This is a genomic window from Acetobacter garciniae (assembly GCF_017377735.1).
GTDB lineage: Bacteria > Pseudomonadota > Alphaproteobacteria > Acetobacterales > Acetobacteraceae > Acetobacter > Acetobacter garciniae.
This window is the reverse complement of the sequence record NZ_JAFVMH010000002.1, coordinates 691,089-713,320: the sequence shown is the minus strand read 5'-3', so window position 1 is coordinate 713,320 and position 22,232 is coordinate 691,089. Positions and strand designations below refer to the sequence as shown.

Here is a 22,232-nt window from a genome sequence, read left to right as displayed (position 1 = left end):
TGCGTGCCTGCCACCCGCCCTGCCCATGGGCATACCCGGCGCACGGGGCACGGACCGGGCGGGGGCGGCCCTTGCGGCCAGCCTGCCCGCACCACGCCCCGGCACGGCCCAACCCGCACTCTCCAGTTCCACGCCATCGAGCAACCCCGACCCGCTGGCCCTTGGCCCCGCCCAGGCGAGCAGGTACACGCCCCTGGCCCCGGCCGAGGGCCGGCACGGCATGGCCGTATCCGCGCAGAAACTTGCCTCGGCAGTGGGGGCGCGCATTCTGGCGCAGGGTGGTAACGCGGCCGATGCCGCCGTGGCCATGGGCTACGCGCTGGCCGTGGTGTACCCGGCGGCCGGCAATATTGGCGGGGGCGGGTTCATGCTGCTGCGCCCGCCGGGCAAACCCGCCGTCTTCATCGATTTCCGTGAAAAAGCCCCCCTCGCCGCCACACCGGACATGTACCTGGACAGCAAGGGCAATGTCATAGCCGGGCAGTCCATTCTGGGCTGGAAGGCGGTGGCCGTACCCGGCACTGTCGCAGGGCTTGAGGACGTGCACCGCCGCTGGGGGCACCTGCCGCGCCAGACGGTGATGGCCCCCGCCATTGCCCTGGCGCGGGACGGGTTTGTGCTGGGCGAGGGCGATGTGGAACTGCTCCACACCTCGACCGAGGCCTTTGCCAAAGACCCTTACGCGCGCAGGATTTTCCTGCGGCCCGATGGCTCGCCCCTTCAGGTGGGCGACAGGCTTGTGCAGCGCAACCTGGCCCGCACGCTTGAGACAATCGCCCGCGACGGGGCGGACGCCTTCTACCGGGGGCCGATCGCCCGCACTGTCATCGCCGCGTCGCAGCAAGGTGGCGGCCTGCTGCAAATGGCGGATTTCGCAGGCTACAGGCCGCGTGACCTGCCCCCCCTGCAATGCAGTTACCGCGGCTATTTGGTGGAAACCGCCCCCCCACCCAGCGCTGGTGGCGTGGCCCTGTGCGAAATGCTGGATATTCTCTCGGGCTACGACATGCACGCCCTGGGGCTGCATACGGCCCCTGCCCTGCAACGTGAAATAGAAGCCATGCGCCATGCCTATTCGGACAGGCGCGACCTGGGCGACCCGGCCTTTGTGCAAAATCCGGTGACCCACCTGCTGGACCTGTCCTACATAGCCGCCGTGCGCGCACAGATCCCCACCGACCGTGCAGTACCATCCACCGCCCTGAAGCCCGGACAGGCCAGCGCCGAAAAGCTGGAAACCACGCAGTTTTCGGTGATCGATAAGAGCGGCTTTGCCATTTCCACCACCTATACGCTGAACGGCTGGTTCGGCGCGAAAGTCATGGCGGGGGATGCGGGCTTTTTCCTCAATGACGAGATGGATGATTTTTCCATCAAGCCGGGTGCTTTCAACATGTTCGGCATTCCCGGCAGCACGGCCAACGCCATAGCCCCCGGCAAGACACCGCTTTCCTCCATGGCGCCCACCATTCTTACGCGTGGGGGCAAGCCCGTGCTGGTCATCGGCAGCCCTGGCGGGTCGCGTATTCCCACCATTGTGCTGTCGGTGGTGCTGGGTGTGGTGGATTACGGGCTGGATATCCAGCAGGCCATCGACCTGCCCCGCCTGCACGAACAATGGCTGCCCGATGTGGTGGAAATGGAATCGGGCGCGCTGAGCCCGCAGGTGGAGCACACACTCGAGCAGGAGGGCTATCGTTTCACGCCCCATGCGCCCTGGGGTATTCCCGAAGGGATTCTGGTCGGTGGCCCAAGGCTGGGCGTGCGTGGCAGCGCGCCCTATTACGGCGGCTATGACCGCCGCCACCCCGGCGGTGCGGCAATAGGGGAATAGCCCCGCAGGCGATCGCGGTGGGCGCTCATAACCGTAAGTGGCTGGTCCCACCTGTTTGAAACCGAAGACGGGCCGCAGTCTCAGGCAAGGGGGAGCAGGCTAAGCTGCTCGGCCGCGGAATGGGCGGTACACAGGGCCGATACCGTCACCCCCAGCAGGCGCACGGGGGCGCGCAGGGGGTAAAGGCCGCGCAGCAGTTGCAGGCTGGCCTGCTCCAGTTCCGGCCCGTTTCTGAGCGGCTGCATGACCGAACTGCTGCGTGTGACCTGGTTGAAATCGGCATGGCGCAGTTTCAGCGTTACGGTACGGCCCGACAGCCCGCGCTTTTCGCACCCTGCCCAGACCTTGGCCGCCAGATCGCGCACGGCATCGGCCAGATCGGCCGGGGCGTGCAGGTCGTGGTCGAAGGTCGTCTCCTTGCCCAGGGATTTGCGCGGGCGGTCGGGGTCCACGGGGCGATTGTCCTCCCCCCGGGCGATTCCATAATAGAACGCCGCCGCCTTGCCGAAATGCTGTTGCAGCACGTCCAGCGGGCAGGCCCGCAGATCTGCCCCGGTCTGGATACCCAGCGCGTTCATGCGCCGCGCCGTGGCCGGGCCCACCCCATGGAACGCCTTGACCGACAGAGTGGCCACAAAGGCCTCCCCCTTGCCGGGTGGGATGACGAACAGCCCGTCGGGCTTGCGATAATCGGATGCCAGCTTGGCCAGGAACTTGTTGTAGGACACACCGGCAGAGGCCGTAAGCCCCGTCTGCCGGGCAATAAGGGCGCGAATTTCCTGCGCGATGGCGGTGGCCGAAGGCCTGTCCAGCAAAGGATGCGTGACATCCAGATAGGCCTCATCCAGCGAAAGCGGCTGCACCAGGGGCGTGAACCGGGTAAAAATGGCGTGGATCTGGGCCGAGACCGCGCGGTACACCTCGAACCGGGGTGGGGTGAACACAAGGTTGGGGCAGCGCCTGCTGGCCAGCAAAGACGGCATGGCCGAACGGACCCCGAATTTACGTGCCTCGTAACTGGCCGCGGCCACCACACCGCGTTCCTGATTGCGGCCGACAGCGACAGGCAGCCCACGCAAGGCAGGATTGTCGCGCTGTTCGACCGATGCATAAAAGGCATCCATGTCGATATGGATAATGCGGCGCAGGCTCGACGTCATGGCCACAACCCATAGCACGCCCTCGCCCGTTCTGGAACAGAAGAGGAACAACCCGTGCGAACACGGGATTTGCCGGGACGATTACGGTCGTTCCCGCTCAGGCGCGGGTTGCATCGGCCAGGTAGGAATTCACCGGCGACAGGCCGGGGGCGGCAGGCCCGCCCAGGCCGATATCCTGCCAGCGCGAAAGGGACAAAGCCTGCGGGTAAGCCACCATTGCCCCACGCCCCGGTTCATCCATGCGCGAGAGCGGCATGCGCGCGACATGGTGCGACAGCCAGTAGCCCGCCCCGGCCAGGCAGGCCCCCAGCGTTGCCAGCGCACTGACCATGCGTGCGCGTAGCCCCCCGAAGGGCAGCACATGGCGCAGCACGGCGTGCATTTCGGCTTCGCGCTCGTTCTGGCCGGCGGCCGTGGCCAGCAAAAGCGCGTATTCCGTCTCGGTCACGGCCAGCATGCTGCCCGAACGGATATCGAGCCGGGGCATTTCCAGGGCCGCGATATCGGTCATCGCCTCGTGAAAAGCCTGGGCAACCGCCAGGAATTCGCGCCGGAAACAGGGCAGGAACAGCCCAGCCGCCGTGCCCGATGACGCCCCCCTGCCCCGTGACGATGATGATGAGGACTGCACCGCACGCCCCATGCAACGCCCCGGCTGTGTGGACTGGGGCGCGGCCTGGGGGGTGGCCTGCCCCGCAAGACGGCGAATGGCCCATACTGTCAGCCTTTCGGAGGCGGGCAGGTCGGTCAGGAAAACGGGCGAATCTGTCATGGCATGTCCTGGAGGCAGGTCGCCTCCATCCCCCTGTTCTGCGATAACACCCTTTTATTGATAATCATTCTCATTTGCAACCAAGAAAAGTCACCGCCCTGGCCCGCCATGCGGCGCTCTGTTTTTTTCTTTCCTTGCGGGGGGAGTTGAGGCAGTACTCAGCCCATGTCCAGCCTTACCTCCCTAGCACTGCCGGTGCTGCGCCAGTTCGATCCCGAAAAAATGCACGAGCTCGCACTCGATGCCCTGATGCTGGGGGTGGGCGTTCCCTTTCGCCGCCCCGAGGATGACCCCGCCCTGGCCACGCGCGCACTGGGCATGCGGTTTTCCAACCCCATCGGCATTGCGGCGGGGTTCGACAAGAACGCCCGCGTGCTGCGCCCACTCGCCCGGCTGGGCTTCGGGTTTGTGGAGGCGGGGACCGTAACCCCCCGCCCGCAGGCCGGAAACCCCCGCCCGCGCCTGTTCCGGCTTGAGGAAGACAGGGCCGTCATCAACCGCATGGGCTTCAACAACCAGGGCATAGACCGGTTCGCGGTCAGGCTGGCCCGGCTGACGCGCCCCCTGCCATCGGGCAAGGGTGGTGGGGCCGGCGTGCCGATCGGGGCCAATATCGGCATCAACAAGACGGGGGCCGACCCCGAACGGGACTACCCGGCCTTGGTCGCGCGGGTAAAACCCTATGTGAACTACGTCGTGCTGAACGTGTCCTCCCCCAACACGCCGGGGCTGCGCGGCTTGCAGGATGCGGCACGGCTGAAGGGCATCCTGGACGCCATAGCCGCCCGCCACGGTGGGGACTGCCCGCCCATTCTGGTCAAGCTGGCCCCCGACCTGGAAGACGACGCCATTCCCCCCATTGTCGAAGCCGCGATCGCGGGTGGGGCCAGCGGGCTTATCCTGAGCAACACCACGCTGGCCCGCCCACCCCACCTGCAAAGCCCCGACAAGGGGGAAGCCGGTGGCCTGTCAGGCCGCCCGCTGGCCCCGCGCGCGACCGCCGTGCTGCATCTGGCGGCCAGGGTGGCGGCGGGTCGGCTGACGCTGGTGGCGGCAGGCGGCATAGAAACCGGGGCCGATATCCTCAAGCGGATTCGCCTTGGGGCCGATCTGGTGCAGGTCTACACCGCCTTCGCCTATGAAGGTCCGGCCCTTGTCACGCGGCTCAAGCAGGAAATGCTGGCCATCATGCGCCGCGACGGTATTGAAACCCTGGCCGATATTCGCGGAGCAGACCTGTGAACGCACACATTCCCCCTTCCCTGCCCATGCTGGGCGGACTTGCGGACCTGGCACAGCATTATGACGGGTATATCGTCGATCTGTGGGGCACGGTCCATGACGGCGTGCGCCCGTTCGACGGGGCCATTGCCTGCCTGCAGGCCCTGCGCAAGGCGGACAAGCGTGTGGTCCTGCTGTCCAACGCGCCACGCCCGGCCCATGTGGTGGCCAGCCAGCTTGAAGGGTTTGGCGTGACCTCCGAACTGTATGACGGGATCATGACCAGCGGGGAGGAAACCCACCGCCTGCTGCGCGAGAAAACGGACCCCTGGTTTGCCCGGCTGGGCCATACCATGCTCCATATCGGCGGCACGTACGACCAGGAACTGTATGACGATCTGGGCCTGCGGCGTGTCAACTCCGCGCGGGAGGCGGATTTTGTCATCAATACCGGGCCGGACCTGGACCGCGGCGCGGGCTCGCTCGACCCCTACCTGCCCGAACTCCAGACCTGCCTGGCCCGTGGCCTGCCCATGATCTGCGCCAACCCGGACATGGTGGTCATCAAAGGTGGGGTGCGCCAGATCTGCGCGGGTGCGCTGGCCGCGTCCTACGCCGAACAGGGTGGAGATGTCTGCTGGATCGGCAAACCCTATCCCCGCGTGTACGAACCCGTGCTGGCCATGCTGGACGTGCCACGCACACGTATCCTGGCCATTGGGGATGCGCTGGAAACCGATATCAGGGGCGCCGCCGCCGCAGGGGTGGACAGCCTGTGGATTCTTGGCGGCATTCACCAGGAAATGATCGGCAACGACGCGGAACTTGCCGCGGCCGAGGTCCATGGCGCGGGCCTGCACCCCGTGGCCGCCGTCCCCCGCCTGGTCTGGTAGCAGAACCGGCCACACGGCAAGCAAGCACCCCAACCGCCCCCGTTGCGCCGGGCAGGCGGATCAGAAATCGGGCAGGGTCTGGGCCAGCAATCCGCCCTGGCGCAGGGGGGCCACGCGCACGGCAAGGCCCGTGCTGTCATCGGTCTGGACCATCAGCCCGCAAATGGTCGCCTCACCTTCGGCGGGTTGCAGCCGCTCGGTCGGCATCTTGCGCACGAAACGCGTTATGGCCGGTTCCTTCACCATGCCGATCACGCTGTCATAATCGCCACACATGCCCGCATCGGTCTGGAACGCCGTGCCCGCCGCCAGAATGCGGTGATCCGCCGTGGGGGTATGGGTATGCGTGCCCACCACGAGCGAGGCCCGGCCGTCGAGCATATGCCCGAAAGCCCATTTTTCACTCGTGGCCTCAGCGTGGATATCCACCACCACGGCCTGTACCGTGCCCCCGGCCGCTTTGGCCCCCATGCGGTGCCGGGCCAGCAGGTCCGTAATGCTGCGGAACGGATCGTCGAGCGGGTCCATGAACAGCCGCCCCATGACGTTGACCACCAGGGCCCTGCGCCCGTCGGCCAGGTCCACCACTACGCTGCCCTGCCCGGGTGTGCCGGGCGGGTAGTTCAGCGGGCGGACAATGCGGGGTTCGGCATCGATATGGCCGATCAGGTCGCGCCGGTCCCAGGCGTGGTTGCCAAGGGTGATCACATCCACGCCCGCTTCGAACAGCGATGTTCCTATGGCGGGGGAAAGGCCGAAACCGTGGCTGGCGTTCTCCGCATTGACCACGACAAGATCGAGCGCCAGCGTCTGGCGCAGTCCCGGCAGGCGGGACAAAACGGCTTCGCGCCCGGTCCGGCCGACAATATCGCCCAAAAACAGAATTTTCACGCGCGGGACTTTCTGGCGCGGCGTGGCTGGTCAGTCAAAACAGAGTGTCTCCTTGTCGGTCACGATACAGGGCAGGGGCTGGTCATGCGGCCCGGCGGGCAGGGCGGCCACCTCCTGCGTGGAGGGCGCATAGCCTATGCGCCCGACATGCGGCATAGCGGCCAGCGTGCGGTCATAATATCCGCCCCCATAACCCAGCCTGTTACCCGCCCTGTCAAACCCCAGAAGCGGGACAAGCACCATATCGGGCTGCATGACGGGACCGTCGGGCACCAGGGTCCTGAAACGGCCGGCCAGCATGGTGCAGTCCGGACGCCATTGCCGGAACACCAGCGGGTTTCCGCGCGGGGGCGTGTCTGGCAGGAGAACCGTTGCGCCCTGCCGGTCCAGCCAGTGGCACAGGGGGGTGAGATCAAGCTCATGCGGCAGGGGCCACACGCAGGCCACGGCCGGTGGCCGCCCGCTGGCCGCAGGCGCTGCGGCGGTAGATGGATCGTGCAGAGTCGTTCCGTCCGGCCCATCATGCCCCCAAGGACCGGTGGCGGGCCTGCCCGGCAGGGTAAAAAGCTGGCTGGCAAGCAATGTCTGCAGGCTGGCGAGTACCCGCGCGTCATGCCGCCTGTCGCGGGCGCGCAGGCTGGCCACGCATTGTGCGCGCAGGCGCGCCTTATGTTCGGCGATCTCGGGCGGATCGCCCTGATGATGGGATAAGTGCGGAGCCACCATGACCGTGGGTCTTTTCAACCTCCAGGACCTGCGTTTGCAGGTGGGCGCCGGGTAATGTGACCAGGGCCACAACAGAGCCAGCTCCCTAGGAAGTGCTTATCGGCCCAGGGGATGACATGCCTCACGCGTCGGGCAGCCCCGCATCCTCTATGTAGGCGCGCTCCAGTTCGGCTGCAAGGGTTTCCGCACGTTCGGCAAGATCGGTCAGGCGGGCGGCCTGCAATGCGCGTTCGGCACGCATGCGTTCGGCCTCGTGCGCGGCTTCGGCCGTGGCTTCGGGCAGGCGGTTGCTGGCCAGGTCCTGGATTTCATCGGCCATGACCAGGGCGGCCAGGACAAGCAGGCGGCTTTCGCCCGTAAAGCCCAGGTCGCGCATGCGCTGGACACGGCGTTCCACCTGCTGGGCCATGACCTGCACATGCCGTTCCTGACCGTTTTCGCAGCCTACCGTGTAGCTGTGGCCGTTGATATGCACCGATACAAGAGCCATGGATCAGCCCTCCCGTTCCTGCGATGTGCCCAGGCGGGGCACGGATGGGTTCGGGGCCACCGCCTGGGGCGCACCCGTCTGCGGCACGGCTGCGCGGGACACATCGGGCGGGGCCACACCGGCTACTGTGCCGTCCGTAGGCCCTTCCTCCACCGCTGGCGGCGGGGCCGTGCGTTCCAGGGCTTCACGCACGCGCAGGATCAGCGCATCCACATTGGCCAGCAGTTCGTGCCGGTCGGTATCGCCCCGGCTTTTTTTCTGCCTGCTTTTTTCCAGAACGAAGGATATGCGTTGCAGGGCGCGGTCCAGCCGGAGCACGGGGTCGTCCGTTGCGGGGGCGCTGAGCGGCGTCACGCCCGTGCTGGCATTCTCGGGGGAGGAGTACGGCTGCACGACTTGATCCTGCATTCTTTTTCCCTTTCTGTATGGCAGGAATCACCTGCAAACGCGATGGCGTCAAGCATGCCTATGGAAAACAAGCCATTTTCACGCCTTTCTTTTCTGCCCCGGCTCTTCTTCACCATTGCCGATCACGCGCAAGGCCTGCGGGTCCTGCACGCGATCGACGCGGTGCGGGCGGAACAGGCGGGCCAACGGGCCTGCCCATCGCTGAACGCGCCGGGAAACAGGGCGGTGCCCGGCCCGGCAGGCATTTCGCCCGGCAGGGGGGACGATACGCGGGCAGATACGGGGGAGAACGTGCAACCGGGTGCGGGCCCGGCCGTTGGGGCGGGTGATCACCCACCCGCTTCGGCCCTGTTCGGTTTTCTTTCCCCACCCGGGGCGGGGGCGGCCATGGGGGCTGTATGGTGGCTGGCGCTGATGCGGGCGTTGCAAGAGTCGACCGCCCTGCCCTTCGTGCACCTGCTCGATTGCGGGGCAAGCCCGGCCCACGCACTTCTCGCCCTCAGCCATGGCCAGCGGCTGGCGGTCCTTGCGGGGGACGACCGCCAGGGTATTGCCGCCCGCGCGGCCTTCGCGGCGGAAGGCGGCACGCTTGCTGCGCATTCTCCGCCATCATTTGACCTTATAGCGGGCGTACACGCCACTTCATCTCTTGTCGCGTATATCAGGCACGGTTATTGCGAATAATAACGTCCGGAAAATAAGATGCCGGACACCAAGGCAAAGGAAGGACTGTTCCGTCATGGCGCTTACCCCGAAGGTCAAGGCAATTCTCAGCCAGTATGAGAGCGACAACCCCGGCAGCAAAACGAATCTGGCCCGCCTGCTCAACACCGGCAAGCTGGCCGGCACGGGCAAGCTTGTCATCCTGCCGGTGGACCAGGGGTTTGAACATGGCCCCGCGCGCTCCTTTGCCGCCAACCCCGCGGCCTATGACCCGCACTATCATTTCGAACTGGCGATCGAAGCCGGGCTGAACGGCTTTGCCGCCCCCCTTGGCATGCTGGAATGCGGGGCTGCGACCTATGCGGGCGAAATTCCGCTGATCCTGAAGTGCAACAGCTCCAACAGCCTGTCCACCATCAAGGACCAGGCCGTGACCGGCACCGTGGCCGACGCGCTGCGCCTGGGCTGCGTGGGCATTGGCTTTACCATTTATCCGGGTTCGGAATACTGCTTCGAGCAGATGGAAGAACTGCGCGAACTGGCGGCGGAAGCCAAGGCCGCAGGCCTTGCCGTGATCGTATGGAGCTATCCGCGCGGCCCGCTGCTGGACAAGAAGGCCGAAACCGCCGCCGATGTCTGCGCCTATGCGGCCCATATGGCGGCCCTTTGCGGTGCACATATCATCAAGGTGAAGCCCCCGACCGATGTCGTGGCGCTGGATGCGTGCAAGCCCGTCTATGAAAAGAACAATGTCGATGTCTCCACCCTGGCGGCCGGTATCCGCCATGTGGTGCAGTCCTCCTTCGCGGGGCGTCGCATCGTGATCTTCTCCGGCGGTGAACATACCGGCAGCGACAGCCTGCTCAAGACCATCCAGGGGATCCAGGACGGTGGCGGCTTTGGCTCCATCATCGGCCGTAACGTCTTCCAGCGCCCCAAGGCCGAAGCCCTGGCCCTGCTGGACCAGATCACCACCATCTTCAAGGGCTGAGCCCACGCACTGCCGGGGCGGAGAAACAGACATAGTGCCTGAACTTTATCTGGTGACCCCGCCCCTTGCGGATGCGCAGCCTTTCCTGCCAACTGTCGAACGCGCACTGGACCGCTACCAGCCCGCAGCCCTGCTGCTGCGGCTGGTCGATGGCCTGACGGATGCGGCAGCCCTGCCGGTTATCACCGCCATTGCGGCCGCAGTACAGCCCAAAGGCGTTGCCCTGATGCTGGAGGACAGGCCCGCCCTGGCCCGGCAGACGGGATGCGACGGGGTGCATCTTTCCGCCAATTACACAGCGCTGAACGTGCGTGACGTCCGCCGCATGCTGGGCGACGAATTGCAACTGGGCGTGGCCGCCGGCACCAGCCGCGATGCGGCCATGCAGGCGGGTGAGGACGGGGCGGATTATATCAGCTTCGGCCCCGAACCCGACGCTGCAAGCAACGCAAACACACAAAACACGCAGGCCGCCGCCACGCAGCCGCCCGAGATCGCGGGCAGCGATAACGGGGGCCATGTCACTGCCGATGCGGAGCCCGAAAATGCTCCCGTGGCGGCACTGGCGCAGTGGTGGTCGGTCATGATGGAACTGCCCGTGGTCGCCTGTGCGCGCACGCCGGACGACGCACGGCAACTGGCCTCCGGCACGGCGGATTTTCTCATGCCATCCGCCACGTGGTGGGACAACCCCACCGACTGGCCCACGCTCTGAAAGACCTACGGGGCGAAGCAAGAGCGTGCAGCCCGGCGACCTCGGCAAACCGCGTCACCGGCCCTGCACAAGCCATTATGCACCAGTCAGGCTGGGGCCATTGCCGCCCCTTCGGCACCAGTTCGGACTGAGCCTTCCCTGACCGCCCGCCAGCACGTGCCCGCCAGCACGTGAATTACGGGCAGGCGCTTGGCCCGCCCGGCTTATTACCGCTGATTATGGAAGCAGCCCCTGGCCCGCGCGTGCTCAGCCATGCGCACCCTGCCCCACCGTTGGGGGCACAAGCAGGGACTGGGTAAAATACAGCACCCCGTTGGATTGCGGAACACCCATGACCCACAGGCGGCTGATCACGCCCTGGCCGTTATCCAGCACGATCTGCCCGCTGCCAGCTTCAACCGTCGCATAAAGCGGAAGCCCGCCCAGCGTGGGAATAGCGGCGCGGTGCGCAGGGTCTGCGGCCACGGCGGCACGAATACGTGCAACACTCCAGTTGCCGCGGGCAATGCTGTAATCGACCAGTGCGCGGGCCCACGCCAGGCCCTGGGGCGTGCGGGCCGCCGCGACCAGCAGGCCATGGTGGCGCGCATTATAGGCCTCCAGCGCGCCATTGGGTATGCCGAAGACCGTGAACGGTCCGCCCTGCTGCAACAGGGGCATGGTACCCGTGGTGTTCAGCAGATGGACATAATCGGCCATTTCTATGGAAGTCGGCAGCGTGTCGGATAAGGGGCGATCGCAGAAGACCGGGGTCTGGGGGTCCGGATAGGCGACCGCACTATCGGGTGCTCCGTGCAGGCTTTCGGTAAGCCCAGCCCCTTCATGCGCTGTCTGGACACGCGCCGAAGCCCCGGCCGGAACATAGGTCCGCGTGCCCGAAACGGTGGGCAGCAGGGCGGCACAGGTGGATGCGGGGGTGGTATACACATCCTGACGGGCCTTGCTCTGGCACCCGGGCAACACCAGCAGCAATACACCCGCAACGCCCACCCCTAATCCGCCCCTACGGGCAACAGCCGCTACCCGCCGGGGTGCGCCGGCAACACCAACCCACGCGGCCCCACCCCGGATGCGGGGCCTGACCGCTGGCTTGGCAGCAGGCGTGGCAATGGCCGTGTCAGCGGGGGTGCCGGCAGATGTGCCATGGGGCATGCCGGTGGGCGCGTCAGTGGGCGCGTCAGCGGGCGTATCGGGGCCCGGACAGGGGGCAGCAGGCATGCTCAGCAGCCGTCGCCCCGCATTGTCCAGGAGGAGACAACACCGTTCACGAGTTCGAAGGTGGTCTGGCACGAATAGGTATAGGCGGTGCCCATGCTGCCGCCCCAGCCCCAGCCGCCACCCCAGCCACCGCCCCAACCCCAGCCGCCGCCGCCCCAGCCACCACCCCAGCCAGGACCGCCCCAGCCACCGCCCCAACCGCCCATGGGCATGGAGGAATAGCTGGTTTCCTGGGTGATATAGGCCAGAAACGCGTGATTACCGGTAATGAACTGGCGGGTGGGAACGCCGAATGTCCGAACCACGTCGGCGGCCTGCTTGCCGATCATGGAATCCAGTTCGCGGCGCTGCTTCTCGGTCGGGACCTGACAGGCCGCGAGGGTGAGCAATCCTACCAGCAGCAATTTGTTTCTATGTGTCATGACAGACCCGAATCCTGGCAAGATGTTCTGTGACAGTTACAGTACCCACAGTTACTGAAACGTCTTAATCAAGACAAATGTTGCAGACTAGTGGTTTATCCACAAGACGTCCTGTATGCGCGTGGTGCCGCAGGCCAGCATGCTCAGCCGGTCGAACCCCAGCGCTATGCCCGAACAGGGCGGCATATGCGCCAGGGCCGCCAGCAGGGCCTCATCCATCGGCCAGTCGTCCCGCGCGGGGTACTGGGCCTTGCGCGCCGCACGGTCCGCCATGAACCGGCTGCGCTGTTCGGCTGCATCCGTCAGTTCCTCGAACGCGTTGGCCAGTTCCATTCCGGCTGCGTACAGTTCGAATCTGAGCGCCACGCGCGGGTCGTGGGGGTCCTTGCGGGCCAGGGCGGCCTGGCTTGCGGGCCAATGGGTCAGAAATGTAGGACGTTCGCGCCCGATCGCGGGTTCCACCCGTTCAAGCAGCAGCCTGAAAAACAGGTCTTCCCAGCTTTCCCCCGCACGTCGCGCGCAGCCTGCGGCCTGGGCCAGCAGGTCTGCATCATCCCCGGTGGCCAGCAGGTCCAGCCCCGCATGCCGGGCGAAGGCGTCCTGCATGCTCAGGCGTTCGAACGGGCCGCCCATGTCCAGGCTTGCATCGCCATAACGCAGTGTAGGGGGCAGGACCGCGCGCAGCAGGGCTTCTGTCTCGTCCATCAGCCCCGCCAGTGTCAGCCCGGGGCGGTACCATTCCAGCATGGTGAATTCGGGCGCATGCAACGCACTGCCTTCGCCATTGCGCCAGACCCGGGCGAACTGGAACACCGAAAGACCCGTGGCCGCGACAATGCGCTTCATGCAAAATTCAGGGCTGGTATGCAAAAACAGCGCCTTTCGTGCGCCATCCGGGGCTTCGTGCAGGGTACGGAAGGGAAGTAGGTGCACCTCCTCCCCCGGTGTGGGCACGGCGTAGGGTGTTTCCACCTCCACGCAGCCACGGCTTTCCAGAAAGGCGCGGGCCCCCCGCTGGACCAGATTGCGCCGCAGCAGATACGGCAGGCGGTCGCGGATATGCTGCGGATCGGCCCCGCCGGGGACAGGATGAGGAGTTGCGCTAGCGGACATGGGCAGAGTAGAGGCGGTACATGTCTAGCGCGGTCAACCCCCCTTTTGCATCGGCCAGAACGCTGCGCACGCCCGAGGATCTGATCCAGGCGGGCCTGGCAGCACCCGAACAGGCGACAGGCCTGGCCGAGGTCGCGCGCCATTACGCCACCGCCATTCCCCCCGCCTTTGCAGCACTGATCGAACACCCGGACGATCCGATCGGGATCCAGGTCGTTCCCACCGCAGGGGAGCTGGACATCACGCCCGAGGAACGCACCGACCCCATCGGGGATGATGCCCTTTCCCCCGTGCCGGGTATTGTCCACCGCTACGCCGATCGCGCATTGCTCAAGCCGCTGCTGGTCTGCCCGCTTTATTGCCGGTTCTGTTTCCGGCGCGAACATGTGGGCCCCGATGGCGGTGTGCTGGACGATGCGGCCCTTGCGGGCGCGCTGGACTGGCTGCGCACGCATGAGCAGATCCGCGAGGTCATCATTACCGGGGGCGACCCGCTCATGCTTTCGCCGCGCAGGCTGCACGCCATCATGGCGGCCCTTGCGGACATGGCCCATGTCACCACCATTCGCCTGCATACCCGCGTGCCCGTGGCCGCCCCCGAACGGATCACCCCTGCCCTGCTGGACGCACTTGAAACCGACAAGGCGGTGTGGATGGCGGTCCATATCAACCACGCGCGGGAATTCTCCGCCGCCGCACGCGAAAGCCTGCGCCGGATCGTGCGCAGGGGCATTCCCCTGCTTGGCCAGTCCGTCCTGCTGCGCGGCGTGAACGACAGCGAACGCGCACTGGAAGACCTGTTCCGCGCCATGGTGGAACAGCGCATGCGTCCCTATTACCTGCACCAGCTCGACCCCGCCCCGGGTACCGCGCGCTTTCATGTGCCGGTAGAGGAAGGCCAGCGCCTGCTGGCGGGGCTGCGCGGGCGGGTGACGGGCCTGGCCTGGCCCCTTTATGTGCTGGATATTCCCGGCGGCTACGGCAAGGTCCCGCTGGGGCCGGATTACGTGCAGGGCCCCTTGCAGGTCCGTGACCCCGTGGGCCGCACCCACACGCTCGACCGGCTTTAGGCCCGGCCCGCCGACACAACCCTGCCCGATGCCGGGCTGCCATGCCTGTCATTTCGTATCCGCACAGGTTGCCAAGATGTGCGGCCCCGTTTTAGCCTGCAATGCACCCGCCACGGCGGTATAGGCAACGCGCAGGGAAGCAGGACATGGGCCCCGAAGTCACGAAAATCAGCACCGACGCCAAGCCTTCGCCCAATGCGGATGTCGTGGTCATCGGGGGCGGGATCGTAGGCGTCTGCACGGCATATGCGCTGGCCCAGCGGGGCGTGTCGGTCATCGTGTGCGAGAAAGGCCATATCGCGGGAGAACAGTCGAGCCGCAACTGGGGCTGGGTGCGCCGTAACGGCCGCGACCCGCGTGAACTGCCGCTGATGATGGAAAGCTTCAGGGTCTGGAACGAATTTGCCGCCCGCAAGCTCGATACCGGCTTTACGGTCTGCGGCGTGGTGGCGGTGGCCCGAAACGCTGCCGACCAGAAGCGCCACGAACAGTTCGTGCAGGATGCGCAACCTTTCCAGATCGGCAGCCGTATCGTCAGTGCTGCCGAAATGCGCGACATCCTGCCCGGATTGCGGGCGCCCTACCGCTCGGGCCTGTACAACCCGACAGATGCACGGGCCGAACCCCAGCGTGCGGCCCCCGCCATTGCCATGGCCGCGCGCACATTGGGGGCGGAGATTATCCAGCATTGCGCCGTCCGCGGGATCGAACGCCAGGCCGGGCGGATCTGCGGCGTGGTGACGGAGCTTGGCTATATCAGGACCAGCCAGGTCGTCGTGGCCGGGGGTGCATGGTCGCGCCTGTTCCTGGGCAATATGGGCGTGGACCTGCCGCAGATGAAAATCCTGTCTTCCGTGTGCCGTACCGCACCCGTTGACGGATTGCCCGAAACCTCGGCCTATCTGGGCAGTGTTGCGTATCGCAAGCGCGACGATGGCGGCTACAACATAGCCCCCACCATGAACCTGAGCGTGCCCATCGTCCCGGACATGTTCCGGCTGGCCCGGCAGTACCTGCCCGCCTTTAAGGCCGAACACGACATGGTCAGGCCCCGGCTGGACAACCGGTTCCTGATCGAACTGCTCACCCCCCGCCGCTGGGCGCTGGATACACCTACGGTTTTCGAAAAAACCCGCGTGCTGGACCCCATGCCCGACATCAGGTTGACACGGCGCGCGGTCGCTGCGTTGCAGACCATGTTCCCCGCGGCCGAGCCCATTCATGTGCTGCAACACTGGGGCGGGCTGATCGATGTCATGCCCGACGCGGTGCCGGTGATCGACGCCGTGCCCGACGTGCCGGGACTGACCATTTCCACCGGCTTTTCAGGCCACGGCTTTGGTATTGGCCCCGGAGCCGGGCAGTTGACGGCCGACCTTGCCACGGGTCGCACCCCGGTGGTGGACCCCACGCCGTTCCGCCTGTCGCGCTTTACGGATGGCACCAGACTGAGCATTGTCGGCGGGTTCTGAACGAAATACCCTGTAAATATATAAAAGTTCCCGGGTATTTTTTTTAAACAAATTTCGACGTTCTTTGAAGCTTTTTGAAAAAAGCTTCACCAAAAACTTTTATTCGGCAGGCCTAGGGTTCGGCATTGTCCGCACTCGGGTGGCGGAATTCCATGACCAGTTCCAGGTCGTAATGGGCCGCCAGCGCATCCGTGGCCGTGCGCGACTGGTCATGCACCCTGTAGCGGCACAGAATCTCCGGCAGGTAGGCGGGCTCCAGCCCGTGATCGATGAATTTCAGCCAGAAATCGTAATCCTCCCAGCCACGTTCGATATGGCTGAAACCACCTACCGTCTCCCACGCCGTCTTGCGGATCAGCGCCATGACATCAACGTAGTTGTTGCGGCGCATGCGCGTGGCGTCCCATAGATCCGCACTGCCTACGCCCTGCCGGCCGCCAAATTCCTCAAGCTGGGGATAAACGGCGGGGAACGGCCCTTCCTGAAGCGCTGCATAGAGTTTTTCCAATGCGGTGGGGTAGGCCATATTATCCGCGTCGATAATGAAGACCACATCCGACAGGGCATGCTCGAACGCCATGTTCCGCGCAAAGGACGGCCCCTGATTGCGGCGGTTCACCAGGCATTTCAAGCTGTAGAACCGGGCCCTGTTCTCCGCCATCCAGTCCGTTATGACCTGCACGGACGCATCCTTGCCAGAACAGTCATCCACCACCACAATTTCAAGATCGCGATGGGTCTGCCGGGCGATACTGTCCAGGCAGTCGCCAATCAGTGCGGCATAGTTGAAATTGGTCACACAGACGGAAACCAGGTTCTTGGGCTTTCTGGTTTTTTTCTTATGCAAAAAGGCAATATCAGGTACGGGGTCCCAGGGCTTGAGAACGCTCATTGCACCGCACTCCACACGCTCGATACATATCGCCGCAGGTCGCGGGTCTTGGATTGGGCGATGGCCTGGTCCTGCAAGACGGCAAACATATTGGCCTGGATCCGGCTGGCGGTTTCCTGGCCATCTGGCGTGCGCACCAGCCATTCGACCAGGTTGGGAATATGCCGCGGGGATTCGGCCAGAAAATGCACGCCGCTTTTGTAAAGCGGATGAGCGAAACAGTCTTCCGTAACGACGACCGCACCCGATGCCATGCCTTGCACGACGATACGGTGCCATTCAAAAAAACAGTTATCGTCCCTGTGAATATTCAGGGCAATTTTTGAATTTTCCGCAACAAGCCGTGGCAGACGGGAGAGAATATCGTAAGCCCCCGTGGACGGGATCGGCCCGTCTGCCTTGCGGTAATAGAAAAAGCACCGATAATCGGAAAAGAACCGTGCCGCGCGGGCAAAAAACCGTTCACGCCGGGCTGAGGCATTGCCGAAAAAACTGATATCGATACTGCGCTCGGCAAAAGGCGTGAAGGGCGAAGATCCCTGCCGGGCCGCCTTGGGCAGAACCCGAAAGAGCGGGTGCGTTCGGTCCGCTGCAAGAAGGCGGCAGGCCTGCGGTTTCAACGGTGGGTCGAAATGGAAAACCGGCAATCCGGAAAGGGCAAAACCGTCCAGGTTCTGGTGGCACAGATCCATGACACCGGCAGACATCAGGATATACAGAATACCCCGTGTGAACCACACGGTTTGCGGTTGCTCCGTATTGAACATGATGGATTTCTGAATGATCTCATCGCGCTTCCAGGTCTCGTTGCCGTCGAGAAAGAAAAATTCGTGCGGTGCGCAGAAAATACAAAGATCGGGAGCATCCGCCGCCGCTGTTTTTTCCGTCATGACGGTGGCGTTCAAGCCGCTGTCGCGCAAATACCCGACAAGGCATTCAGCCAGTTCCACGATAAAGGAATTGCCCGCGCTGTGGTGGAAAACCCCTATGGATTGCGGACCGGCAGAGATTTTTTCGGCCCCCGACAGGGTGTAGTCCAGCGGCTTCTTGCAGGCATTGCCCAGAAAACGGACAATGGCGCGTTTGGAAAAAACCTCGCGCCCTTCGGCTATGCCATACAGAACGGCATGCTGGAGTGCGGGAATATGCGCCGTTGAAAGATCGCTGTTCATGCGAATATAGTCATCAGGATCAAAAAAAGGATAGGTCCTGAACCGGGTGATGAGCTTTGTAATCGTCTCGTAAGAATAATCCTGGAGAAGACCTTTTTCAAAAAACATGAGATGATTATTGTTACGGATATAATGGGCGAACGGGTTTTCGTTCTGCCCTATGACATTCCTGTAAAGATTATAATAAATAACGGTATTGAAATTCTCGTTCGGATTCCTAGCATCCTTTACGCCGGACAGAACATAATGAACGACCGGGTCCAGGCCGGATTGCTGGGCATCCGTATTGTCATGGGTATAGAATTCGGCATCGAACAGCCCTGATTCGCTTATGGTCTTGATATCTTTCTTGTTCCAGGCTGTCAGAATCACCATCATGCTTTCCAGGAATGACTGCAGGACAAAGCCTTGCCAGCGCCGTTCGACACATCGGGACAGGACCGGCCACGATATTCTCGTGCCATACGCTCCAAGGTGATTTTATAGACCCGATACTCTTGATATTTTTCTAACAGGCGACCTCGAAATTCTGCCCAGAAAATATCTGCTTTATAGATAAAAGTTTTTGGTGAAGCTTTTTTTCAAAAAGCTTCAGGAACCGGCAAAGCCCGCTACCGCAAGGGTCGTTTTTCCCGAAAGCCGAAACAGACATAATGCAGGAACGGCCCGGGGCCAAAAGCCGCCACATCGGGGTTTGCCCGCAGATAGGCCATGCTGTTGAAGATGGCGTTCGGGTTTCTTTTTTCCTGTGCACCATATTTCAGGAAATGTTCCACCGGTTCCATGCCGGCGGCGCCAATATCGGGATAGGCGTTCAGATACCACTGCCCGTCGAAGAAAATGGCGTCCTGACGTTCCTTGAGTGCCTGCTGTTCCACCCTATCCGCCTGGACCTGCAACGCCTGCACGACCTGTTCGGCCACCGCCCGGTGCTGCTGTGCCGCCACAGGTGTTGCAGCCGGGGCGTTGTTCGGCGGAGATACCATGCCCTGCGGCGGCCCGGCCGACCGGTCGCGCGGGGGGCGCATGCGCAAGCTGGCATGCGTCGTGTCCGGTGCCGCTGGGGCAGATGCCGCTGGGGCTGAAGGCACGGGGGTCTGTGTCGCTTTTGTCATGGCCTGCTCCGCCTGGCGGCGCTGCCCGATTGATCGGGGCAGGCAGGCTATCCCCTGCCGGAGTTACAGCGCCGTGTTCCCTGCAACTCCGGCCTGGATAGGCCACAAAGGGTAAAGACTCCCATAACAGGCAGCATCTTTGCGCCCGATCGGAACGGTTTTGCCACTTACAGGGTAGGGGCCGGGCCTTTCACGACTGTCGCCAGATCGTCCGGGCGCATCCACTGGCGAAACGCCTTTTGAATATCGGCACCCGAGGCACCATAGTATGCCAGCGCACCCCGGTCAGCATTGTCGAGCGGCAGGCCAAGCTCCGCCAGGTGCAGATATTGTGCGGCGATCCGGTCCAGGCTGGCGCGGCCCAGCGGCAGGCTGCGCAAAAGCGACGCCTTGGCAAGGGAGAGTTCCTCCCCCGTGGGCGGGGCAGCCTGCATGGCCTTGATATCGCGCAATACGGCGGCGCGCGCCTTGCCCACCTTGTCGGGATCGGCCCCGAATGTCACCGTATAGAGGCCGCGCGTGCGCCCCCATTCAAACCCGCTGCCGACCGAATAGACATAGCCGGTCTTGACCCGCAGGTCGCGATACAGGCGTGAAGAAAACAGCCCCCCGCCCAGAACCTCGTTCCCGAGCTGGAGCATGAAGTGTTCGGGATGGGTCGGGGTCAGCCCCAGCGTTTCCGCCAGGATCACTTCGTCCTGCACGCTGCTCTTGTCGGGCACGGTCGCGCGCGATGCGTGGCTGAGCGGCACGGTGGGCAGATCGACAACCGGCTTGGGCCCTTCAGCCTTCCAGCCGCCAAAGGCTTTTTCGACAACCGCGCGGGCTTTCTCGGGCGTTATGTCGCCGGTCACGACAATGGTGGTCAGGTCCGGGCGCCAGACCTGCTGGTAATACCGCATGACGTCATCATGCGTCACGCTGAGGATGCTTTGCGGCGTGGCCTCACGCAGGGCCGGGTCCTTGGGTGGCAGGACGGCAATTTTCACGGCCCTGTTGAACAGATGACCGGGAGATGCCAGTTCCCCCGCCTGGGACTGCGCGGTCTGCATGCGCACGACCGTAAAGTCCTTTTCGGGGAAGGCGGGATGCAGTTCGTTCTCGGCCAGCAGGGCCACGCCTTTTTCAAAATCCGGTGTCAGCACGCGTAGCGAGAAGGAACCACCCGCATCTTCCCAGGCGGGAATATCGTCCAGCGCCTTCTGGAACGCCAGGCGGTCATGCGTGGTCGTGCCGTAAGAGAACAGGGCCTCGGTTATGTCATGCACGCCGTCGCGCCCGGCGGGTTCCTGCAAGGACGGGGCCTGCCTGATCTGGCCCGAAAGCTGGATCGTGTGGCTGACATGCGATGGCCAGACGATCAGGGTCAGGCCATTGGGCAGGGTCGCGACCGAAGGCAGGGGCGTGGGCTGGGGTTTTTCAAGCTGGGCCAATGCCTTTTCGGCCCAATCTGGCAGCTTGACCGGCTTGTCAGGCGCGCTGGCGAAGGATTCCGCCCCGCCAAAGCCCGAGCCCGCGACAGCCTGCCCCGAGCTTTCGGGGCTCAGCACGGCGGAGACCGCATGGGCGGGGTCCAGAAGCCGGGCGGCGAGCTTGTTCACCGCCTCGGGTGTGACCGCCTGATACGCGGCCACCAGATCGCCCGGCGAATCCAGGCCCTGGAAAGCCAGCGCGTTGGACCAGATGGATGCCAGACCGCTGACCGAATTGGCGGCGAACTGAAGCTGCGCGATCTCGCGCCGCTTGGCGGCTTCCACCAGTTCGGCGGGAACGCCCTGCCTGCGGATCGTCTCCATGACGCCGCGCAGGTCGTTCATGGCTTTTGTCGCATCCCCCCCCTTGGGAAAGGCGGCAAGGGCCAGGCCGAAGCCCGCTTCTTTCTTGGGCGCGAATTCAAACCCGGCGAACAGCGCCTTGCCCTGGGGCACGAGGTCATACAGGGCACCACGCTGGCTGCCCAGGACATCGGACAGGATATCCGCCACCGCGAAATCCGGGGCGGAGGAACCCGGCAGCGGGTAGGCCAAAGTTGCGAACCCGACCGGATAATCCGTCGCCAGGGAAAGGGTTTTCGCGGGCGGCGGCACGGGCTTGACGGGTGAGCGGGCCGGAAGGGTCTTGCGCGGTATGGAACCGAACGTGTCCTGCACCAGTTGCAGGGCCGTCACGGGGTTGACGTCGCCTACAATGACCAGAACAGCATTGTTGGGCGCGTACCATTTTTCGTAAAAGGCGCGCAAATCGGCAGCCTTCGTCTTGTCGAAGGACGGGCGTGTGCCCAATGCGTCATGCGCGTAGGGCGTGCCCGCGAACAGGATTTCCTGCAACTGCGACAGGTACAGATAAGCCGGGCTTGAAAGATCGCGCGAGACTTCCTGCTCGATGGCGCCGCGTTCCTTGCTCCAGTCCTCTTCCGACAGGCTCAGCCCGTTCATGCGCAGGGCTTCTATTTTCAGCAGAACCGGCAGGTCATGCGCCTGTGCGGTATAGAAATACTGGGTGACATCCTCGGTCGTATCGGCATTGTAGCTGCCCCCAAGCCGGGTGCCGATTGCCGCCAACTGGTCCTTGTCCAGCCCCTTGCTGCCACGGAACATCATGTGTTCCAGCGCGTGCGCCGTGCCGGGAAAGCCTTGCGGGGCTTCGGCCGAGCCCACCAGGTAATTGATTTCGGTCGTTACCACAGGAGCCAGCCTGTCGGGCACGATCACCACCTTCAACCCGTTGGGCAGGGTGGCGCGGACCACCTGCGCGCTGCTCAGCACCGCGGGCACAAGGGCAGAGGGCATGCCCGGCCCCATGTCGTGTTCCATTTCCTGCGCCTGTGCGGGCGCGCAGGGCCAGATTGCACCACCCCCCGTTGCGACGGCCATGGCTGCCATGGCCACGCCAAGCAGAGCCAACCGTTTGCGACGGATCGTTGAGGCAGTACACATCATAAGCAGGCTTCCTGTTCTTGTTGGAAATTTAAGCGCGGTCGCAAGGGTTAGCCGT

20 protein-coding genes, 1 other RNA gene and 1 pseudogene are annotated in these 22,232 nt (G+C 64.2%); 8 read left to right on the top strand and 14 right to left on the bottom strand.

Features of this window, described 5'->3' with window-relative positions; genetic code table 11:
• The first annotated feature begins 25 nt into the window (after positions 1-25).
• Positions 26-1,834 carry a gamma-glutamyltransferase gene (ggt, locus tag J2D77_RS07120; protein WP_207845711.1) on the top strand — a complete coding sequence of 603 codons (1,809 nt, stop codon included), beginning with the start codon at positions 26-28 and terminating at the stop codon, positions 1,832-1,834.
• An 80-nt stretch (positions 1,835-1,914) separates the two neighbouring features.
• Here the strand turns inward: ggt and dinB are convergent, their stop codons facing one another.
• Positions 1,915-2,994 carry a DNA polymerase IV gene (gene dinB, locus J2D77_RS07115; RefSeq protein ID WP_207845546.1) on the bottom strand — a complete coding sequence of 360 codons (1,080 nt, stop codon included), beginning with the start codon at positions 2,992-2,994 and terminating at the stop codon, positions 1,915-1,917.
• A 97-nt stretch (positions 2,995-3,091) separates the two neighbouring features.
• Positions 3,092-3,766: a hypothetical protein gene (locus J2D77_RS07110; RefSeq protein WP_207845545.1), complete on the bottom strand. Its 675-nt coding sequence runs from the start codon at positions 3,764-3,766 to the stop codon at positions 3,092-3,094.
• Positions 3,767-3,931: 165 nt separating this feature from the next.
• On the opposite strand from J2D77_RS07110, the gene J2D77_RS07105 reads away from it, so the two are divergent.
• Both J2D77_RS07105 and J2D77_RS07100 read left to right on the top strand, forming a co-directional pair.
• Entirely contained in the window at positions 3,932-5,008 is a 1,077-nt protein-coding gene (locus J2D77_RS07105) for a quinone-dependent dihydroorotate dehydrogenase (protein WP_207845544.1), read from the top strand.
• Positions 5,009-5,034: 26 nt separating this feature from the next.
• A complete protein-coding gene (locus tag J2D77_RS07100; protein WP_207845709.1) occupies positions 5,035-5,880 on the top strand; it encodes a TIGR01459 family HAD-type hydrolase in 846 nt (281 codons plus the stop codon).
• A 60-nt stretch (positions 5,881-5,940) separates the two neighbouring features.
• Here the strand turns inward: J2D77_RS07100 and J2D77_RS07095 are convergent, their stop codons facing one another.
• The 5 genes and pseudogenes from J2D77_RS07095 to J2D77_RS07075 form a co-directional block, all read right to left on the bottom strand.
• Positions 5,941-6,771 (bottom strand): TIGR00282 family metallophosphoesterase, encoded by an 831-nt coding sequence (locus tag J2D77_RS07095; protein ID WP_207845543.1) that lies wholly within the window; start codon positions 6,769-6,771, stop codon positions 5,941-5,943.
• A gap of 30 nt (positions 6,772-6,801) precedes the next feature.
• A complete protein-coding gene (locus J2D77_RS07090) occupies positions 6,802-7,497 on the bottom strand; it encodes a 5-formyltetrahydrofolate cyclo-ligase (protein ID WP_207845542.1) in 696 nt (231 codons plus the stop codon).
• Positions 7,484-7,639, bottom strand: a non-coding RNA gene (gene ssrS, locus J2D77_RS07085) — 6S RNA. The genes J2D77_RS07090 and ssrS overlap by 14 nt, the downstream gene beginning before the upstream one ends.
• Positions 7,640-7,756: 117 nt before the next feature.
• Positions 7,757-7,987: pseudogene (locus J2D77_RS07080) on the bottom strand (cell division protein ZapA); the annotation flags it as partial.
• Between the two features lie 3 nt (positions 7,988-7,990).
• Entirely contained in the window at positions 7,991-8,395 is a 405-nt protein-coding gene (locus tag J2D77_RS07075) for a hypothetical protein (RefSeq protein ID WP_207845541.1), read from the bottom strand.
• A 54-nt stretch (positions 8,396-8,449) separates the two neighbouring features.
• Here J2D77_RS07075 and J2D77_RS07070 point away from each other — a divergent pair, with 54 nt between their 5' ends.
• The 3 genes from J2D77_RS07070 to J2D77_RS07060 are packed head-to-tail and all read left to right on the top strand — an operon-like array spanning position 8,450 to position 10,764.
• Entirely contained in the window at positions 8,450-9,079 is a 630-nt protein-coding gene (locus J2D77_RS07070) for a hypothetical protein (RefSeq protein ID WP_207845540.1), read from the top strand.
• A gap of 55 nt (positions 9,080-9,134) precedes the next feature.
• Positions 9,135-10,049 carry a class I fructose-bisphosphate aldolase gene (locus J2D77_RS07065; RefSeq protein ID WP_207845539.1) on the top strand — a complete coding sequence of 305 codons (915 nt, stop codon included), beginning with the start codon at positions 9,135-9,137 and terminating at the stop codon, positions 10,047-10,049.
• Between the two features lie 34 nt (positions 10,050-10,083).
• Positions 10,084-10,764 (top strand): thiamine phosphate synthase, encoded by a 681-nt coding sequence (locus tag J2D77_RS07060; protein WP_207845538.1) that lies wholly within the window; start codon positions 10,084-10,086, stop codon positions 10,762-10,764.
• A 246-nt stretch (positions 10,765-11,010) separates the two neighbouring features.
• Here J2D77_RS07060 and J2D77_RS07055 read toward each other — a convergent pair whose 3' ends face one another.
• From J2D77_RS07055 to epmA, 3 genes are all read right to left on the bottom strand, one after another.
• Complete coding sequence (locus tag J2D77_RS07055) at positions 11,011-11,982, bottom strand: fasciclin (protein ID WP_207845537.1); 972 nt, start codon at positions 11,980-11,982, stop codon at positions 11,011-11,013.
• A 2-nt stretch (positions 11,983-11,984) separates the two neighbouring features.
• On the bottom strand, positions 11,985-12,404 hold the full coding sequence (locus J2D77_RS07050) for a hypothetical protein (RefSeq protein ID WP_207845536.1): 420 nt from the start codon (positions 12,402-12,404) through the stop codon (positions 11,985-11,987).
• An 87-nt stretch (positions 12,405-12,491) separates the two neighbouring features.
• Positions 12,492-13,517, bottom strand: coding sequence for an EF-P lysine aminoacylase EpmA (epmA, locus tag J2D77_RS07045; protein WP_207845535.1), 1,026 nt, complete (start codon positions 13,515-13,517; stop codon positions 12,492-12,494).
• 20 nt (positions 13,518-13,537) lie between these two features.
• Here epmA and J2D77_RS07040 point away from each other — a divergent pair, with 20 nt between their 5' ends.
• Both J2D77_RS07040 and J2D77_RS07035 read left to right on the top strand, forming a co-directional pair.
• Positions 13,538-14,587: a lysine-2,3-aminomutase-like protein gene (locus tag J2D77_RS07040; protein ID WP_207845534.1), complete on the top strand. Its 1,050-nt coding sequence runs from the start codon at positions 13,538-13,540 to the stop codon at positions 14,585-14,587.
• Between the two features lie 146 nt (positions 14,588-14,733).
• A complete protein-coding gene (locus J2D77_RS07035; protein WP_207845533.1) occupies positions 14,734-16,059 on the top strand; it encodes an NAD(P)/FAD-dependent oxidoreductase in 1,326 nt (441 codons plus the stop codon).
• Between the two features lie 112 nt (positions 16,060-16,171).
• On the opposite strand, the gene J2D77_RS07030 is transcribed toward J2D77_RS07035, so the two are convergent.
• From J2D77_RS07030 to J2D77_RS07015, 4 genes are all read right to left on the bottom strand, one after another.
• A complete protein-coding gene (locus J2D77_RS07030; protein ID WP_207845532.1) occupies positions 16,172-16,951 on the bottom strand; it encodes a glycosyltransferase family 2 protein in 780 nt (259 codons plus the stop codon).
• The gene (locus J2D77_RS07025) at positions 16,948-18,498 is read right to left on the bottom strand and encodes a hypothetical protein (RefSeq protein WP_207845531.1); all 1,551 of its coding nucleotides are present in this window, start codon (positions 18,496-18,498) and stop codon (positions 16,948-16,950) included. Before J2D77_RS07025 ends, J2D77_RS07030 begins: the two co-directional genes overlap by 4 nt.
• 236 nt (positions 18,499-18,734) lie before the next feature.
• Positions 18,735-19,238, bottom strand: coding sequence for a hypothetical protein (locus tag J2D77_RS07020; protein WP_207845530.1), 504 nt, complete (start codon positions 19,236-19,238; stop codon positions 18,735-18,737).
• A gap of 167 nt (positions 19,239-19,405) precedes the next feature.
• A complete protein-coding gene (locus J2D77_RS07015) occupies positions 19,406-22,177 on the bottom strand; it encodes a M16 family metallopeptidase (protein ID WP_230975560.1) in 2,772 nt (923 codons plus the stop codon).
• Positions 22,178-22,232 lie beyond the last annotated feature (55 nt).